Source organism: Halomonas sp. H2 (genome assembly GCF_050215315.1).
Taxonomy (GTDB): Bacteria; Pseudomonadota; Gammaproteobacteria; order Pseudomonadales; family Halomonadaceae; genus Vreelandella.
The window spans coordinates 2,447,113-2,464,562 of record NZ_CP189760.1; the positions used below are offsets into that span (position 1 = coordinate 2,447,113).

Annotated in this window: 15 protein-coding genes; 2 read left to right on the forward strand and 13 right to left on the reverse strand. The window is 55.3% G+C overall.

Annotated elements, in window-relative coordinates; translation table 11 throughout:
* Positions 1–3 precede the first annotated feature (3 nt).
* The 6 genes from ACQE2I_RS11395 to ACQE2I_RS11420 form a co-directional block, all read right to left on the reverse strand.
* Positions 4–828: an MlaA family lipoprotein gene (locus ACQE2I_RS11395; protein ID WP_427028222.1), complete on the reverse strand. Its 825-nt coding sequence runs from the start codon at positions 826–828 to the stop codon at positions 4–6.
* Between the two features lie 32 nt (positions 829–860).
* Entirely contained in the window at positions 861–1,982 is a 1,122-nt protein-coding gene (locus ACQE2I_RS11400; protein WP_427028223.1) for a beta-ketoacyl-ACP synthase III, read from the reverse strand.
* Positions 1,983–2,098: 116 nt separating this feature from the next.
* Positions 2,099–6,106, reverse strand: coding sequence for an ATP-dependent RNA helicase HrpA (hrpA, locus tag ACQE2I_RS11405; protein ID WP_427028224.1), 4,008 nt, complete (start codon positions 6,104–6,106; stop codon positions 2,099–2,101).
* Between the two features lie 126 nt (positions 6,107–6,232).
* Positions 6,233–7,903: an AMP-binding protein gene (locus ACQE2I_RS11410; RefSeq protein ID WP_427028225.1), complete on the reverse strand. Its 1,671-nt coding sequence runs from the start codon at positions 7,901–7,903 to the stop codon at positions 6,233–6,235.
* 190 nt (positions 7,904–8,093) lie between these two features.
* Positions 8,094–8,873, reverse strand: coding sequence for a class II glutamine amidotransferase (locus ACQE2I_RS11415; protein WP_427028226.1), 780 nt, complete (start codon positions 8,871–8,873; stop codon positions 8,094–8,096).
* 64 nt (positions 8,874–8,937) lie between these two features.
* Positions 8,938–9,366, reverse strand: a complete 429-nt coding sequence (locus ACQE2I_RS11420) for a hypothetical protein (RefSeq protein ID WP_427028227.1) — start codon at positions 9,364–9,366, stop codon at positions 8,938–8,940.
* Between the two features lie 62 nt (positions 9,367–9,428).
* Here ACQE2I_RS11420 and ACQE2I_RS11425 point away from each other — a divergent pair, with 62 nt between their 5' ends.
* Complete coding sequence (locus ACQE2I_RS11425; RefSeq protein WP_427028228.1) at positions 9,429–11,552, forward strand: S9 family peptidase; 2,124 nt, start codon at positions 9,429–9,431, stop codon at positions 11,550–11,552.
* Positions 11,553–11,710: 158 nt separating this feature from the next.
* The gene (locus ACQE2I_RS11430) at positions 11,711–11,866 is read left to right on the forward strand and encodes a hypothetical protein (RefSeq protein WP_427028229.1); all 156 of its coding nucleotides are present in this window, start codon (positions 11,711–11,713) and stop codon (positions 11,864–11,866) included.
* Between the two features lie 11 nt (positions 11,867–11,877).
* Here ACQE2I_RS11430 and ACQE2I_RS11435 read toward each other — a convergent pair whose 3' ends face one another.
* The 7 genes from ACQE2I_RS11435 to dnaX form a co-directional block, all read right to left on the reverse strand.
* Positions 11,878–12,333 (reverse strand): YcgN family cysteine cluster protein, encoded by a 456-nt coding sequence (locus ACQE2I_RS11435; protein ID WP_427031450.1) that lies wholly within the window; start codon positions 12,331–12,333, stop codon positions 11,878–11,880.
* A 48-nt stretch (positions 12,334–12,381) separates the two neighbouring features.
* A complete protein-coding gene (locus ACQE2I_RS11440) occupies positions 12,382–12,957 on the reverse strand; it encodes an ACP phosphodiesterase (RefSeq protein ID WP_427028230.1) in 576 nt (191 codons plus the stop codon).
* Between the two features lie 12 nt (positions 12,958–12,969).
* On the reverse strand, positions 12,970–13,272 hold the full coding sequence (locus ACQE2I_RS11445) for a YcgL domain-containing protein (protein ID WP_427031451.1): 303 nt from the start codon (positions 13,270–13,272) through the stop codon (positions 12,970–12,972).
* Positions 13,272–14,399, reverse strand: a complete 1,128-nt coding sequence (rnd, locus tag ACQE2I_RS11450) for a ribonuclease D (protein WP_427028231.1) — start codon at positions 14,397–14,399, stop codon at positions 13,272–13,274. The genes ACQE2I_RS11445 and rnd overlap by 1 nt, the downstream gene beginning before the upstream one ends.
* A gap of 51 nt (positions 14,400–14,450) precedes the next feature.
* Positions 14,451–15,056, reverse strand: coding sequence for a recombination mediator RecR (gene recR / locus ACQE2I_RS11455; protein WP_427028232.1), 606 nt, complete (start codon positions 15,054–15,056; stop codon positions 14,451–14,453).
* Between the two features lie 3 nt (positions 15,057–15,059).
* A complete protein-coding gene (locus ACQE2I_RS11460; protein WP_427028233.1) occupies positions 15,060–15,386 on the reverse strand; it encodes a YbaB/EbfC family nucleoid-associated protein in 327 nt (108 codons plus the stop codon).
* Between the two features lie 73 nt (positions 15,387–15,459).
* Complete coding sequence (dnaX, locus tag ACQE2I_RS11465; protein ID WP_427028234.1) at positions 15,460–17,442, reverse strand: DNA polymerase III subunit gamma/tau; 1,983 nt, start codon at positions 17,440–17,442, stop codon at positions 15,460–15,462.
* Positions 17,443–17,450: the final 8 nt, after the last annotated feature.

A 17,450-nucleotide genomic window follows, 5' to 3' on the forward strand; every position in this document is an offset into this window, starting at 1 on the left:
GCCTCAATCGGTGACGTCATCGTCACCAAAGTCGCTATCACCAAAGTCGCTATCACCAAAGTCGCTATCATCAAAATCAAAGCTATCGCTGGCGAATGGGTCATCGCCCAACTCGCCATCGCTCACTTCAAATTGACGGCTCTGCAAGTAAGCATCACGAATGAAACGGTAGCGATCACCGCGAATCAACTCTTCCTGGGCAAGCAATCCCGCACGCGTATCAATCAAATTGAGTGCGGTTAGGCTTATTCTAACGGTATCGTCTTCTACGTAGGTAGCGGGATATGCTGCCATATCCGCAGGTAAACCGGTGGTGTCCCGAAGCGTACTGGGGCCTAGGAAAGGTAGCACGAGGTAGCGCGAATCATCCCATCCCCATACCGCTAACGTCTGCCCAAAATCTTCTTTATCAGCAGTCACTTCCATCAGCGTGGCATAATCTAGCAACCCGCCAATGCCCACCGTGGAGTTAATTAAAAAACGTGATGTGGCGAGTCCTGCATTAGCTGGTTTTCCTTGCAGCACGCTATTAAGCGCCGTACGCACCTCACCTAAGTTGGAGAAAAAATTGCCAACCCCCGTTTCCACCGGGTCAGGAGTAATAGTGCGATAGCCTTTGGCCACCGGTTTTAGCGCATAACGATCCAACACATCGTTAAACGCAAACACTTTGCGGTTAAAACCTTCCCACGGATCATCAGGGTTAGCATCTTCCGCCACTTGCGTACTAGCACAACCGCCAGTTGCTAATAACGTCACCAGCAGTAGAGGCAACCCTGGGACGCGCAACATAAAGGCTGACTTATCGTTCCTTAACCACCGCCACATGACATTTTCCTTTTTTCAATTTTGCAGCACACTTAACGACGCCGAACCACCACACTGCCAGCACTATAACCCGCCCCAAATGAGCAAATCACCCCAACATCCCCCCCTACTAGCTGCTCACGATGGAGGTGGAAAGCGATGATTGAGCCCGCCGAGCTAGTATTGGCGTAGCGGTCCAAAATGATCGGCGCCTGGCTCTCGCCTGGGTCATAACCCAATACCTTACGGGCGATCAAATCGTTCATATGTCGATTTGCCTGGTGCAACCACATACGTTTTAGATCGCTACCGCTTAACTCCAGAGATGCCAGATGGTTGGTGATCAATTTAGCCACCATCGGGCAAACCTCCTTAAACACCCGTCGCCCTTCTTGCACAAAAAGCTTATCCAAGGCCAGTGGATCGCTGTCCGTTACGCGGTTAAGAAAGCCAGCATTATTGCGGATCGCGTTGGAAAACTTAGTGATCAGACGTGTGCCCAATATCTCAAACTGCTCATCGGCAACGGCCACGGCGCTGTTTTCTAGTACCACAGCAGTACAAGCATCGCCGAAAATGAAGTGACTGTCACGGTCTCGGAAATTGAGGTGCGCCGAGCAAATTTCCGGACTGACCACCAGCGCGCGCTTAACGCTGCCAGAAGCTATGGCGTTTGCCGCCGTTTCCAGCGCAAACGTCGCCGAACTGCAGGCCACGTTCATGTCAAACCCATAACCGCTGGTGCCCAGCATTTGCTGCACTTCGACCGCCACAGCCGGGTAAGCGCGCTCTAAGTTTGAGCAGGCGACAATGACTAACTCAATATCAGCGGCATCTACTTGTGCCGCGGCCAGCGCCTGGTGCGCGGCGGCAGTTGCCATATCACACTGAATGGAGGGTTCATCGTTATTCCGCTGTGGCAGTTTAGGCCGCATACGCTGTGGGTCAAGGATACCTGACGCATCTAGCACATAGCGGCTCTTAATACCGGAGGCTTTTTCAATAAATTCGCTACTTGAGTGCGCCAACGGCTCGCGTTCGCCGCGGGCAATTGCCTCACTGTACTGACCATTTTCAGCGTCTACCCAAGCATTAAATGCCGCCACCAAGGCCGCATTATCAATGGCGTGTGTCGGTGTATAGAGGCCTGTCCCGGTAATCACCACATGTGTCATGCCAATCTCCTCTAAGCGGCTTGCCGACGTGACTGGCCATCAATGGCTAGCGCGTGACTTGCGGCGAACCCATAACGTTACTGTGTGCATAAAATGGCAGTTTTGCCAGCCAGGCTCTAAACGCTAATTATCTCTTGCCAGCGCTTTTCAAGCCGTTTAACTGAGACCGCCATACTGGTACCCAACTGCTGGGCGAATAGAGACACCCTAAGCTCTTGCAGCCACCAACCAAAAGTGACTAACTCCGGGTTTTCCACCCGTCCCCGTCGCTCACTTTCACGGCGGGCATCAAAACGTGTCTCTAAGGCTTGGACGTCTTGCATCATCATTTGGTCGCGCCCGCGTTCACGGGCAGCTTTTTCAAGCCGAATGAGCGCCGCCTCGGTGTAGCGCGGGTATTCATCCAACCAAGCTCCCGCATCACGGATAAAGCCGGGGTAGACCAAGCGTTGCATCTGCGCGCTCACATCGCTATACACCAGCGCCAAGGCAAAATTGAGCTTACCTTTGAGCAGTTTACTCACCGCCAAGTGACCCTGTAGTGCAGCCTCTACCCTTACTAGCAGGGCTTTTGCTGCACCAACGAGCTGATGCTGCGATGCGTTTAGTCGTTGACTAAATTCATCTTCTGAGCGCGGCAGTGGGTGCTGAGCCACTACCTGGGTAAACACCGCCAAAAGTAGATCGTCCACGAAGGCCTGCTTACTGCCCACTTTGGCAAACAGCAGCGCGCACTTCTCAACGCCCGGCAGTTGTTTAATCGCTTTAACCTGCTCAGGCAACTTGGCAATCGCCAAGCGGGCAATACCCTCCTGATGCGCGGCGTTAGCTTTGGCAGGGTGATCAAACAGCGCGACCTTGAACTCGCTCGCATCAGCTACAACCAAGGCAGGATACGCCTCAACGCGAATACCTGCCTGCGTGGTGACGCGTGACGTCGGCAGCGGCACCTTGGGCAGCCCAACGACTGCGGGTTCATGGCTAACCTGCTCAGCCAGTGCCTGGGCTCCGGCGCTGGCCGCCGCTTCAAAGCGCTGCTCTAAAGCACGCAAATCGCGTCCCTGGCCCAAGGTTTCTCCCGCATGGTCGACGACGCGAACATTCATCATCAGATGCGGGTCAAGCAAGTCTAAGCGCCAGTCGTCGGGGTGCACCCGCGTCGATGTCCGGCGACGAATAAACTCACCTAGCGCTTCGGTTAATGGCCGCTGGTCGGGTAGCAATGTTTCCAGCGCCGCATCGACCCAGTCGGGAATCGGTACGACTTGGCGGCGGATGCTTTTCGGCAACGACTTCAACAGCGCAATGCTTTTTTCGCGCAGTAGCCCTGGCACTAGCCATTCTAAAGCGTGCACCGGCACTTGTGGCAGCATGGCGGCAGGGACGGTCAACGTGACACCATCATCTTCAGCCTCTGGGTCAAAGTGGTAGCTAACCGGATACGCCACGCCCGCCAGGGTCAAATGATCGGGGTATTGCGTCTGGGTGACGTCGCCCGCGTCCCGCGCCTTCAGCGTATCAATATCAAAATGCAGTAACTGTGGGTCTTGCTGCTCGGCTTGCTTGCGCCAGTGCTCAAACCCCTTGCCGTTGACGATATCAGCCGGAATGCGCTGATCATAAAAATCGTACAGCGTGACTTCATCGACCAGAATATCTCGGCGCCGGGCGCGATCCTCCAGCGCCTCAACTTCGTCGATCAGGGCCCGATTATGAGAAAAGAAAGCACCTTTCGTATGGAATTCGCCCTCTACCAGCGCGCGTCGAATAAACAGCTCCCGCGACTCCTGCGGGGCGATAGGACCGTAATGCACTCGGCGGCGCGCCACAATCGGCAGCCCAAACAGGGTGACCTGCTCAAAAGCGACCACCTGGGCGCGCTTCATTTCCCAGTGGGGTTCGCTGTAGCTGCGCTTAATTAAATGCTGTGCTTGGGGTTCAATCCACTGGGGATCGATTTTGGCCACGGTGCGGGCAAACAGCTTGGACGTCTCCACCATCTCAAACGCCATGATCCACTTGGGTGATTTTTTGGCCAATCCTGAGCCAGGATGAATCATAAACTTGCGATTACGGGCACCAAGATATTCGCGGCTCTCCAGCAACGTGCCCAGGTTGGAAAGCAGCCCGGAGAGCAGCGCCTGGTGAACCTTGCCCGATGTTTTACGCCGCGCTTGGCGTGCCTGTTCTTCGCTCTCGTCTTCATCACGGGGCAACGGCGCTGGCACGTCAATATCCATATCGCGCAGCAGTTGGCGAAGCTGACGGAAGGTGTCGTGCCACTCGCGCATGCGCAGATAGTTAATGTAGTGCTCGCGACACCAGCGGCGCAGCTGATTACCCGACAGCGCCTCGCGGGCATTTTCAATTCCATACCACAGGTTCAGCAAGGCAACGAAGTCTGAATCAGGGTCATGCCAGCGCTGGTGCGCTTGATCGGCGGCCTGGCGTTTATCCGCGGGTCGGTCGCGGGGGTCTTGAATCGCCAGTGCCGACACCACAATTAGCACATCGCGCAGGCTGCCGAGTTCGGCCCCCGCCAGCACCATGCGTGCTAAGCGCGGGTCAATCGGCAGCCGCGCCAGCTTACGCCCCAGCGGTGAAAGGCACTGCCGCTCATCCACGGCTCCCAATTCAAACAGCAGCCGAAAGCCGTCTTTCACAAAGCGGCTATCCGGTGGATCAACAAACGGAAAGGCTTCGATATCACCGAGCTTCAGCCCCAGCATCGACAGAATTACCGACGCCAGATTGGTGCGCTGAATTTCGGGGTCGGTAAAGCCGGGTCGAGATAAGAAATCTTCTTCGCTGTAGAGGCGGATGCATACGCCTTCGGCAATCCGCCCGCAGCGCCCTTTACGCTGATTGGCGCTGGCCTGGCTAACCGCTTCCACCGGCAGGCGCTGGATTTTTGACCGGTAGCTGTAGCGGCTGATACGCACCAGGCCTGGGTCGATCACATACCGAATACCCGGTACGGTTAGCGACGTTTCGGCGACGTTGGTAGCAAGCACGATGCGCCGCCCACGGTGGCTAGCAAACACGCGGTTCTGTTCTTCGTTGGATAGCCTTGCGTAGAGTGGCAGGATTTCAGTACCTTTTAGCTCAGCACGGCGCAGGGTATCCGCGGTTTCACGGATCTCACGCTCGCCGGGCAGAAACACCAGCACATCGCGGGGGCCGTGCAACCAGCCTTTTTCGCGCTCCACGGCCTCTATCTCTTCCACCGCGTGCAGAATGCCCTCTTGCAGCGTGCGGTCCTCTTCATTCTCGTCGTCACGGATCAGCGGCCGATAGTGCACCTCAACGGGGTAGGTGCGCCCGGTGACTTCAACCACTGGTGCTGGCGTCTTAGCCGTGCCGAAGTGCTTGGCGAAGCGCTCTACATCGATGGTCGCTGACGTGATAATGACCTTGAGGTCGGGCCGTTTGGGCAGCAAACGTTTCAGGTAGCCGAGCAGAAAGTCGATATTCAGGCTGCGTTCGTGGGCCTCATCGATAATGATCGTGTCGTAGCGTAGCAGCAGCGGGTCATTCTGCGTCTCAGCCAGCAAGATGCCGTCGGTCATCAGCTTTACCAAGGTGTTCGGGCTGCTCTGGTCGCTAAAACGTACCTGATAACCCACCTGATCACCCAGAGTGGCTTCTAGCTCTTCCGCAAGACGCCCCGCCACGCTGCGGGCGGCCAAGCGGCGTGGCTGGGTGTGGCCAATTAAGCCGCGGCGACCTCGGCCCAGCTCCAAACACATTTTCGGTAACTGGGTGGTTTTACCCGAGCCCGTCTCCCCTGCCACTACCACTACCTGATGTTCGCGTATGGCGTTAACAATATCTTCGCGACGCTCGACCACCGGCAGTTCAGGTGGATAATTGAGGGTGACCCGCTGGGCTTCTCGCTGGCTAAGCGTTTGCTGAGCGCGGCTGAACTCGCTCTGCACTTCCTGTAATCCACGGCCAATGGGCTTGTTATCGCGCAGGCGCCGACTCAGTCCGGCCAAGCGGCGTTCCAGCCGTTCTGCATCACGCAGCATCACATCGCCCACTGCCTGTTTCAGCGATGCGAGACGTTGGCTATCGGTGGGGGCTGGGGATATGTCGGTGGTCACGATTGAGTCGGCTTCCATTCGCTTGGGTCTTAGGGGGTACAAACAATCAACCCGCTCGATTGAGCGGGTCTTTAGCATAGTTCCGTAGTGTAACGCTTTCAGCAGCTCGACGCCTAACCACAGCGCCGTGTCGTCACTTATCGGTTAGTTTTTAGCAGGCTCTTCGTCGCGCAGCTGGCGACGCAGCACTTTGCCCACATTCGTTTTGGGCAACTCCTCACGAAACTCAATGTACTTGGGCACTTTGTAAGCGGTGAGTTCTTTTTTGCACCACTGGCGCAGCGTCTGCTCATCTAACTGGCTATTTTTGCTCACCACAAACAGCTTGATCGCCTCGCCAGCATTTTCATCGGGCACACCGACCGCCGCTGCTTCGAGCACATCCGGGTGGGCGGCGACGACGTCTTCAACTTCGTTGGGATAGACGTTAAAACCTGACACCAAAATCATATCTTTTTTGCGATCCACGATGCGGATGTAGCCATCATCCTGCAGTACGGCAATATCGCCGGTGTGGAACCAGCCATCTTCATCGATGGAAGCGCGGGTTTCGTCTTCGCGCTGCCAGTAGCCTTTCATCACCTGCGGCCCTTGCACGCATAGTTCGCCTGGCTCACCCATTGCCACATCGTTGCCATCTGCGTCAACCACCTTAACAGCGGTGCCCGCTACAGGCTTACCGATAGTCCCCAACTGAATGGCATTGTTGGGATTAAAACTCACGATCGGTGAGGTCTCCGTTAGGCCATAGCCCTCGGCAATCGGACAGCCCGTGGTTTGCTCCCAACGCTGCGCTGCCGCCTTGGTTAATGCCATACCGCCGGAGATGGTCAGCTTAAGTTTGGAAAAATCCAGCTGTTTAAAATCGTCGCGGTTACACAGCGCATTGAACAGCGTGTTGAGGCCAATAAAAGCGGTAAACGGCAGCCCTTTGAGCTCTTTAACAAAGCTATCCAAGTCGCGAGGATTGGTAATCAACAACGAATGGTTACCGGTTTCCATCAAAAACAGGCAGTTAACGGTAAACGTATAGATGTGGTAGACCGGTAGCGGTGCAATAACCAGCTCTTGACCATCGGTCAGATGGGAACCAATGGCGTCGCGCGCCTGCAGCATATTAGCGATCAGGTTGCGATGGGTCAGCATTGCTCCTTTGGGCATACCAGTGGTACCACCGGTGTACTGTAGCGCGGCTAAATCGTCGGGGCTTCTCTTAACCTCGGTGCGGGTTAGCGAAGCACCCTTTTTTAACGCATTACGAAAACTTACCGCACTCGGCAGTGAATAAGCAGGCACCATTTTTTTAACATGCTTAACCACGGCATTGATCAACCAGCGCTTGGGTACATCGTGTAAATCCGCCAGTTGGGTCACTAATACGTGTTTGATATCCGTTTTATCGAGTACTTTCTCCAGCTTATCGGCCATATTGGCCAAAATTAAGATGGCCTTGGCATTGGAGTCTTGAAACTGGTTGGCCATTTCCCGCTCGGTGTATAGCGGGTTGGTATTCACAACCACCAAGCCTGCCCGCATCGCGCCAAACACCGCCACCGGAAACTGCAGTACGTTGGGCAACTGAATGGCGATGCGGTCGCCAGGGACAAGGTCGGTTTCGTGCTGCAACCAGGCTGCAAAATCGTTAGACAAGCGGTCAAGGTCGGCGAAGGTGAGGGTTTTTCCCATGCAGGAAAAAGCCGGTTTATCCTTAAAACGCTCTACTGCGGTATGAAAAACATCCGTGACTGAATCGTATTGATCCAACCCTTCAAGCGCTGGGCCACGTAAAGTGGTGGCGTTGGCGTGTTCGCTCATGGGCAATCTCCGCTATCCATGTCGGCGTCAATCACCGACCTTGTTGTTGTCGCTAGGCTGTTAGACGCTCAACGATATACGACCTATAACAAGCTGTAAAACGATCGATTGAAACTTCCGTTTCAAACTTAGCTCTAATTCAGCGCAGAAAAAAACAAGCGTCTATCAACAACGTAAGTCATTCAGTCTGTTATGGACAGTAACGCGCCTGGATTTCTCCATCGCACCAGACCAATAGCTCACCGGGAACCATCCGCTGCCACGCCTCATTGTGCGTGAGAGGTTCAGTGGCAATCACCGAGACGATGTCGTCGGGCGTGGTATGTTCGGCAAAATTGACCGTCATTTCAGCGTCGGAGAGTTTTGCATTGCCAAAGGGGGCACAGCGCGTAATGTGCGCAAGCTTCGTGGCGCAATACGTATAAAGATAGCGGCCATCAGAGAGCAACATATTGAACACGCCCAACGCTCTTAGCTGTTCACACAGCTGATGCAAGCGCTCCCATAGCGGTTCTGGTGATGCGGGCGGGGTGACAAAGGTGCGGCGTAACTCGCCCATTAGCCAGCAGTAAGCGTGCTCGCTATCCGTATTGCCCACCGGGGTATAGCTTCCTAACACCAGTGATTCCCAGCCACTTAGCTGGCCATTGTGCGCATAGCACCAGGGCCGACCCCACATTTCACGGGTGAACGGGTGGGTATTGGCGAGCCGTACACCGCCTACATTTGCCTGGCGAATATGGCTAATCACCACGTTGGACTTAATCGGATAGTCGCAAATCAGCCGTGCAATAGGGGAGTCAACCGAAGGGTGGGGATCACGAAAATCACGGTAGCCACCCTCTTCATAGAAGGCAATGCCCCAGCCGTCACGGTGGGGGCCGGTGCCTCCACCGCGGTGCAAAAAGCCCGAAAAGCTAAAACAGATATCGGTGGGCACATTGGCGCTCATACCCAACAGTTCACACATAAGCTTCACACATAGCGCGACACCGAGTCGTTGACTAGCAAAGCATTTATCCAAACACAAGCCATCAGCTAATCACCGGATCACGGCGGCGGCGTGGCTGGGGCGTATCATTGGTGTGCTCGTCTTCCTGCGCAACAACATCATCTTCGCCAGGGCGACGCCACCACCAAACAGCAACACCAATTAGCGCACCCAATGCGATGCCCAACACCAGCCACATCAAGCCACCACGCAGCGCAGCGCCGTTATTTTCCAAGAAGCCAACCGCGGCTACCATCGCCGCCGGAGCCCAACCGGTATAGAATTCACCCTCATCGATTAGCGGCAGCCGAAAAGTCGCGGGTGCCCATATCGCCCCGGCAATAGCCCAAGTAAGCACTAAGCGTGGTAACCGTGGCAGAACAATGAACGCAAAATAGACGGCAACAATCACGATTAGTGACAGCCCGTAATAACTCAACCACAGCAGTGACGATGAATCTGCAAACAGCATAATAACCCTCATGTGGGTGAACTCACCCGACGTTGATTTCCCGTTATGGTACCTATCAATTTATGAAAGCACAGCCTGGCACGCACTTAAGCTTACCCGCTGCGCGCTATTATCGCGCTAATGACCCGCAATGGCACTGGTTAGAAGAGCGTGATGATCCTGAGGTTAGCGCCTTTTTAGCAGCCGCTAACCAGCAACAAGCCGATTGGTTTGCGCCGCTCGCCCCGCTTGAGGAAGCGTTATACCAGAGCCACTTGGCACGCCGCGAATTAGCCGTGACCAGCCTTAAGACAGCGCTCGACCACTTTACGTTCTGGAGTGAAACCGGCGCCGAGGACGATTACCCCTGCTGGTGGCGCCACCCTAATAGCCAACCTGAGCAGAGCGAATGTTTCTTTGACGTTCGCGCCCGCGCCGCTACCCATGATTTTTACGACATGGGCGATATGGCGCTCTCCCCCAATGAGCAATGGCTAGCCTGGAGCGAAGATACCCAAGGCGATGAGCGCTTTACGCTTTGGTTGAAAGCGCTGCCCAACGGCACCCCCATACAACTGCTCAGCGATATTGGCGCTGGCCTGTGCTGGGCTGAAGACCAGACCGACACCACGGCTACCCTTCTATTTACCCGCTTTGACGATACCCAGCGCCCCGACAGCATTTGGCGTTTATCGCTTTTACTCGCCGAACCTAGCACCTCGCCAGCGCCTGAATTAGTGCTGCGCGAAGAAGACCCGGAGTTTTGGCTCGGCATCGGTAAAACACGCTCGCGCGCATGGCTATTGCTCGAAAGCGGCTCGAAAGACACCAGCGAAATTCACCTATTGCCCGCTCACTCTCCTGCTTCAACACCGCTATGTATTCAGCCGCGCCAAGCCGGGATCGAGTACAGTATCGACCATCGCCCAGGCAACTTTTATCGCCTGCACAATCAGACTGGCGCTCACTTTCAGCTTGATTACCTGCCGGAAATTCAGCTTGATCAGCCTCAATCTGTTCAATTGAAATCTGTTCAATCAAAACCTAACTGGCAAACATTAATTGCCCACCGCGAAGACGCGACACTGGAAGGCGTTGATGCGTTCTCGTGGGGGCTGATGCTGGCTGAGCGCGACCATGCCCAGGCGCAGGTGCGGTTACGGCGGTTAGTGCTTGATACACAGCACGCCTTTACGCTGGATGAATACTTAGCGCTGCCTGAGCAGCCCTGCTCGCAAATGCTCGAAGATGCACCGCATTTTGATAGCCAGGTACTGCACCTACGTGAAGAGACATTTACCCAGCCGCCTAGCTGGTTCTCACTCGACCTAACCAATGGCGAACGCACGCTGCTCAAACGCGTGCCGGTACACGGCTCACTGCAACCAGAACAGTTAATCAGCCGCCGCCTGTGGGCGACCAGCCAGGATGGCGAGCAGGTGCCTGTTTCAGTAGTTATGCGTGCGGACCTAGCAAACCAGCCTTTACCTACCCTGCTTTATGGCTACGGTGCCTACGGCGAAGCGCTCGACCCATGGTTCTCTATTGCCCGCTTAGAGCTGCTTGAACGCGGCGCCGCGTTTGCCGTTGCCCATGTGAGAGGCGGTGGCGAACGCGGCGAGCCCTGGTATTTAAATGGCAAGATGGAGCACAAAGAAAACAGCTTCAATGATTTCCTGGCTGCGCGTGAGGCACTTGTAATACAAGGCGTTAGCGACCCGCAGCGCATGGTGGCTTACGGCGCCAGTGCAGGAGGACTACTGGTCGGCACCTGTATCAACCGTGCGCCAGAGGCATTCTGCGCGGCGCTATTGGACGTGCCGTTTTTGGACGTACTGCGCACCATGCAAAACCCTGAACTGCCGCTAACCACTGCGGAGTACAGCGAATGGGGCAACCCCGAGGAGACAGACATCGCCGAACGGATTCGCGGCTACTCGCCGATCGATAATATAAAGCCCCAGGCCTACCCCGCCCTGTGGATTGAAGGCAGTTGGTTTGATACCCGTGTTAGCTATTGGGAGCCCGCCAAGTTTTATGCCCAGGTCGCACAACAGCACCAGGGCATAGCGCCGATTCTAATGCGCACTGATATGAGCAGCGGACACGGCGGCGCGTCAGGGCGCTTCAAAGCCTGGCGCGATACCGCGCGCCAGGATAGCTTTATTCTTTGGGCGCTAGGGTTAGCAACGCATTGCCAACATTAGTTTCTTTTGAGCAAAGTCTGATGTGCTGCTTTTTATGTCGAGATGGAATGGTTTGTGAAAATATTTTCCACAAACCATTCCATCGCCTCTAACATTACGCCATACTATACGTTAGTCGCATAAACAAACGTCTAGTCGGCACTAATGAGAGGAACAACATGAACTACCAAGAGCACTTCCCAACTATTTGGGACACACCACGCAAGTCTAGCGCCAAACCTGCAAGTCAGGCGTCCGTTAAAAAAGCCCTTTCACCGGTCAAAGAAGTTTTTTTATCTATTTGGGACACGCCAAAGCGCCAACCTAGCGCCTAAAACGTAGGGGATTACATCGGCAATACCGCAATGATATGCGACTCTAGCTGTTGTTCAGGCACCTCGTCTTGCGACACTGCAAAGCTACGCACGCTAATCCCTTTGCGGTGTACCCGTTCGGCGTCGTTGCTTAACAGCGGGTGCCAGCCCGCCAACTTGCGCCCTTCCGCGACGCGCCGGTAACCACAGCTTTGTGGCAACCACGTGAACTCTTTTACCAAGGCAGGCGTGAGCTGAGTGCAATCAGGAACGCTATCAAAACGATTGTCGTAGTCACTACATTGGCAACTGTGAGTATCCAGCAGGCGGCAAGCAACGTTCAAAACCGCCAGTTCCTGGGCCTCTTCATCGTGCAGTTTTAATAGGCAGCACTGCCCACAGCCGTCACACAGCGCTTCCCACTCTTGGGGCGTTAATTCTTCAAGGGTAAAGCGCTCCCAAAAACGCTCGCGCATCGAGGGCTCCATCATTCTCTCCTTCATTGCCAGGCAGCCATAGCCACATGGTAACGGCTATTAAGGTGGCGTATCGGCATGGCTCAATTCAGCCAATAGCGTTGGCCATAGCGCCTGAAAATCGTTCTCTAGTGCTGGATAGTCGTGGTAAAGCCAAGGCACCAAGGCCGCTAGTTGATTAGGGCCGGACAAGCGCCGACCGATTCCGGCAACCGCCCGGCAGGTAAACGCAAAATCAGCATAGCCCCGCAGCCAGTCATGCTCGACTAACAGCGGCATCATGCTCGCCAGCCGATTTGGCGCGGGCCGCGTAGAAAGCAGCCGATAGCAACGTTTAACAATCGCCTCTTGATCCGCCTGCCCCGCCGTATCCCTGGCCAGAAAATGATCCCACACCATGTCCAAAGCAATACCTGCATAACGCCGCTGAGCCACAGGGGCGCGCCGCCGAGCACTTAGCACACTGGGGTGGCGATCTACCCAGGCATCGACACGCCGATGATGGCGAATGCCCTGTGCCGTCGCAGTTGGCCAATCGCTTAAATCACGACCTTTAACGCCATCGGCAATTAAATTGCCATATAGAAAATCGTCGCTACCGGCGCTGACTAACCAGGCGTGGGCAAGAAAATTCATAAACGCTGGGGGTTAGTCAGCATCAGAACGTCTGGCGACGTGGGCGCGATGCACATCGAGCAGATACGCCTCTTTGGGCGGCGGCATTTGCAGGTAGAAGCCTTTGTCGCTAATCCCCTCCACCACATCTGCTGCGCTAACGCGGGAGAGTTTCTTATCCGCCGTCAGCAGCATGGTAAACACCGGCACAGGCTTGCCAAAGGTTTCAAGCAGTGCTTCTGGAACATTTGCCAACCCTTGGCGCTTATCGACGTATAGGTACATTTCGTCTTTGCGCGAGCTTTTGAACACCTCACAAATCAGCTTGTCGCTCATCATGAACGCTCCTCAAGGGCTTGAACCAGCGCCGCATTTAAATAGTCACCCCGCCAGCCACCTGGCAACGTGAAAGGCTCGCCCGCCAAATCCTGCATTACCAGCGTTTCAATGTCGCGGCGGCGCATGAGCATTTCCGGCGCCACCCCTAAGTCACTGGCTTTCGCGGCCACCGCTTTTTTAAGCGCTTTAAAACGCGACTTGAATGTCGGGTGCATGGGGTCTGGACAACGCTTGGGCAGCGCCGACTCATCGCAGTGCTGCGCCTGTTTCACCATCGCTAGCAGCGCATCGCCCTCTTTTTTGATCAGCATCGGCTTAACGCCTTCTACCTCGGCTAACTCATAACGGTTGCTGGGCATTTTTTCTGCGATCGCAAACAGTAATTTATCGCTAATTAGCCAGTTGCGCGGCAAGTTACGGTGGCGTGTTTCGCCCTCGCGCCATGTGGTCATTAACCGATACGCTTCCACTTGATGGGGCGTTAATCGCCACAGCTGGCGTTGACGGGTATACCACTGTTGATCGTTATCAACGCTGCGGCCTGCCAGCTCAATTAAGCTAGCGCACTCAGCATCCACCCACTCGCGGCGCCCCAACATGGCGAGCTGTTCAGCCTGAAGCGTCCAGACTTTAAGTAAGTAAATAACGTCCAGTGCTGCGTAATGACACTGGGCGGGTGTTAGCGGGCGCATTAACCAATTGGAGCGCGTTTCTTCTTTGGGTAGGGTTTCGCCGACCCAAAATTCGACCAGCTTTTGATACCCCATGCCAGGCGTCTCGCTTAAAAAGCCTTGCACGATTTGGGTATCGATTAACGGCTCAGGCAGGACACCCGCCCAGTGTTGGAAGACTTCCAAATCTTCGCTACAGGCGTGGAGCAGCTTGATCGCGCTATTTTGCAACAGCGCGCGGAATTTATCGGTGCATGGAACAGCGACCGGATCGACAAGATAAGCCTCGTCACCAGCAGTAAACTGAACCAGCGCAGGGACGGGAAAGAACGTGTTCTCTCGGAAAAACTCGGTATCCAGCGCAATTACAGCAGCATCGGCAACTTGCTCGCAGGCTGCATCAAGCGCATCGGGGGTATCAAGCCATTGAAAAGAGGGGGTAAGAGAGGACAAAACATTCTTCCAAGTTAGCGCAAACGCTAAGACGCTTGCTTTTAGGTGAGCTTATTCGCTGGCAAACGGCAGGCGGCCATTAAATGCGCGACTCAAGGTGCCGCCATCAACATACTCCAACTCACCGCCCATAGGTACGCCATAAGCTAGGCGCGATAGCTTGACGCCGTATTCCGACAGCTGCGAGGCAATGTAGTGAGCCGTCGCTTCACCTTCGATAGTCGGGTTGGTCGCCAAGACAACTTCTTCGATCATCCCTTCTGCGACCCGCGCTTCCAACACATCTAAACCAATCGACTCGGGGCCGATGCCATCCAGTGGCGACAGGTGGCCGTGCAGCACAAAGTAGCGCCCCTTGAAGCCACCGGCTTCTTCAATTGCCAGTTGGTCGGCAGGCGACTCCACCACACATAGTAGCTTGTCATCGCGGCGCGGGCTTTCGCACAGCAGGCAGATCTCGGCTTCAGTGAGCGTTCGGCAGCGCTGGCAGTAGCCAACCTCTTCGATGGCCTGCTGAATTACTGCCGCAAGGCGTTGCCCGCCCGGCCGTTCGCGCTCCAGCAAGTGCATTGCCATGCGCTGAGCCGTTTTAGGCCCAACGCCTGGCAGCACACGAAAAGCATCCATTAACTGCTCAACAAGAGGGGAAAAGCGCATTGCTTAGAACGGCATCTTAAAGCCGGGCGGAAGGTCCAAACCAGCCGTCGCTTCTTCCATTTGTGCTTTAGAATTAACTTCCAGTTTGCGCACTGCGTCGTTGACCGCTGCGGCTAACAAGTCTTCTAGCAACTCTTTGTCTTCTTCCATAACGCTGGGATCAATGGACACGTTTGAAACGTCATGCCGACCGTTCATGGTGACCTTGACCATACCAGCACCCGCTTCGCCCTGCACTTCGGCTTTGGCTACTTCTTCCTGAGCGCGCTGCATTTTTTCCTGCATCTCTTGGGCTTGTTTCATCAAGTTGCCCATTCCACCTTTAAGCATGGTCTGATCTCCAACGTGGTTAAAAGGTACATCTATGAAAAGAGTCTATAAAAAAGAACTCACGAAATAGCGCTTAGCGCATCGCGTCAGCGGGCTTAACGCTCGATTCTATCAGCTTTGCACCAAACGCCTGCTGTAACTTTTGTACATGAGGGTCATGATTGAGTAGATCAACCGCTTGGGCGTGACGCTCTTGATTCAGGCGATCTTCGCGCTGACGAGGCGTTTCCAAATCGTTAGATAGCTCGGCAACATAAAACGCTATTCGCCGCGGCATGCCCTGCTCTTTCAGCGCACGCTCAATACGCGTCTGGTGCACCTCCGCCTGCATGGCCTCTTGGCTGGGATCTAAACGAAGCGTTAAAAGTGCACCATCATCGCTCTCGACCAAACAGTTGCCCGCCAAGTTGCGGGTTAAGCCGCCCAAACCTAGCGAGTCAAAGCATAGCAACCACTGCGTATTATCCAGCTTGCCTGGCGGGCTATCTGACACCTCAGCAGGCGAAACGTGCGACTCTGGCTCTAGAGCAGCTTCTTGCTCAGCAACCGGCTCAGGAGCAACTTCTAGCGATGGCGCCAACTCAGGAACTGGCTCAGGAACTGGCTCAGGTGCAGCGTCGGGCTCGGGCTCGGGCTCGGGCTCGGGCTCGGGCTCGGGCTCGGGAGAATGCTGCAGCGTGCCAGCCTCTGACGCATCTGTTTCAGTGTCGACTGACCACGGTGGCGGCTCTTCAAGTGGCGGTTCTTCCTTAGCAGCAGGCACTGACGGCTGGGGCGCTGGCTCGGCGTGCGGTTCGGGCTGAGCCTCCGACAGTGGTTCAGTCTCTGGTGGCGTGGATACAGGTACTGATGGCGCCGCACCCGTCATGGCAACGTGAGCACCCGTATCAGTCGCTGCTGCTTCTGAGGGCTCGCGACGCAAGGGCAGTGGCGTACGCGAAGGTTTCGGTACGCCCTGCGGGCGAAACGCCAGCATGCGCAGTAACGTCATTTCCAATGCGCTGCGAAGGTCGGGGGCGTGCACCATATCCCCGCGGCCTTGGATACCAATTTGATAATAGAGCTGGATATCCTCGGCGGTGAAACGGCTCGCCAACTGGAGGATAACGTCACGGTCACCGTGGCTGTTATCGACAGCGTCCGGCACCATCTGCGCGACCGCTAAGCGGTGTAGCATGCTCGAAAGCTCATCCAGCACTGCGGCAAAATCGGGGCCTTGCTCGGCTAATTGTGCTACCTCGCCCAGCAGGCGCTGTACATCCACATCGGCCAGGGCTTCCGCCAACCCCAGGATATGACGATGATCCAAGGTGCCCAGCATCGCCGCCACATCCGCATGGCGAATCGCACCCTGACCAAACGCGATGGCTTGATCGGTTAAGCTCATTGCATCGCGCATTGAGCCTTCTGCGGCTTTGCCTAGCAGCCATAATGCGCTCTCATCAAACGCAACGCCCTCTTCCCCTAACACATAGGTCAGGTGCTCGACCACACGCTCTGGCGGCATATGTTTAAGCGTGAATTGGAGGCAACGGGAGAGCACTGTCGGCGGCAGTTTTTGCGGATCTGTCGTCGCCAGCAAGAATTTAACGTGCGGGGGTGGCTCTTCCAGGGTTTTCAGCAGCGCATTGAAACTGCTGGTCGAGAGCATGTGTACCTCATCAATCAGGTACACCTTGTAGCGACCTTGAGTAGGCGCGTACTGAACATTGTCGAGCAGCTCGCGGGTATCTTCTACTTTGGTCCGGGAGGCTGCATCGACCTCAATTAAATCAACAAAACGACCTTCGTCAATCGCTTGGCAGCTATCGCACTGACCACACGGCGTTGAGGTAATACCTTCATCCCCGCGACCATTGGCTGTGCAGTTTAAACACTTGGCAAGAATACGCGCCAGCGTGGTTTTACCCACACCACGCGTACCCGTAAATAGATAAGCATGGTGCAACCGACCTTGATCAAGGGCATTGACCAAGGCCCGCTGAACATGGGCCTGCCCCACAAGTTCGTGGAATGTGCGAGGTCGCCACTTGCGGGCCAGAACCTGATAGCTCATGAAGCTGT

What these genes read in the sequence shown, in the direction of transcription:
- ACQE2I_RS11395 (WP_427028222.1), bottom strand. Translation starts at nt 828, where the DNA reads ATGTGGCGGTGGTTAAGGAACGATAAGTCAGCCTTTATGTTGCGCGTC.
- ACQE2I_RS11400 (WP_427028223.1), bottom strand. Translation starts at nt 1,982, where the DNA reads ATGACACATGTGGTGATTACCGGGACAGGCCTCTATACACCGACACAC.
- hrpA (WP_427028224.1), bottom strand. Translation starts at nt 6,106, where the DNA reads ATGGAAGCCGACTCAATCGTGACCACCGACATATCCCCAGCCCCCACC.
- ACQE2I_RS11410 (WP_427028225.1), bottom strand. Translation starts at nt 7,903, where the DNA reads ATGAGCGAACACGCCAACGCCACCACTTTACGTGGCCCAGCGCTTGAA.
- ACQE2I_RS11415 (WP_427028226.1), bottom strand. Translation starts at nt 8,873, where the DNA reads ATGTGTGAACTGTTGGGTATGAGCGCCAATGTGCCCACCGATATCTGT.
- ACQE2I_RS11420 (WP_427028227.1), bottom strand. Translation starts at nt 9,366, where the DNA reads ATGCTGTTTGCAGATTCATCGTCACTGCTGTGGTTGAGTTATTACGGG.
- ACQE2I_RS11425 (WP_427028228.1), top strand. Translation starts at nt 9,429, where the DNA reads ATGAAAGCACAGCCTGGCACGCACTTAAGCTTACCCGCTGCGCGCTAT.
- ACQE2I_RS11430 (WP_427028229.1), top strand. Translation starts at nt 11,711, where the DNA reads ATGAACTACCAAGAGCACTTCCCAACTATTTGGGACACACCACGCAAG.
- ACQE2I_RS11435 (WP_427031450.1), bottom strand. Translation starts at nt 12,333, where the DNA reads ATGGAGCCCTCGATGCGCGAGCGTTTTTGGGAGCGCTTTACCCTTGAA.
- ACQE2I_RS11440 (WP_427028230.1), bottom strand. Translation starts at nt 12,957, where the DNA reads ATGAATTTTCTTGCCCACGCCTGGTTAGTCAGCGCCGGTAGCGACGAT.
- ACQE2I_RS11445 (WP_427031451.1), bottom strand. Translation starts at nt 13,272, where the DNA reads ATGAGCGACAAGCTGATTTGTGAGGTGTTCAAAAGCTCGCGCAAAGAC.
- recR (WP_427028232.1), bottom strand. Translation starts at nt 15,056, where the DNA reads ATGCGCTTTTCCCCTCTTGTTGAGCAGTTAATGGATGCTTTTCGTGTG.
- ACQE2I_RS11460 (WP_427028233.1), bottom strand. Translation starts at nt 15,386, where the DNA reads ATGCTTAAAGGTGGAATGGGCAACTTGATGAAACAAGCCCAAGAGATG.
- dnaX (WP_427028234.1), bottom strand. Translation starts at nt 17,442, where the DNA reads ATGAGCTATCAGGTTCTGGCCCGCAAGTGGCGACCTCGCACATTCCAC.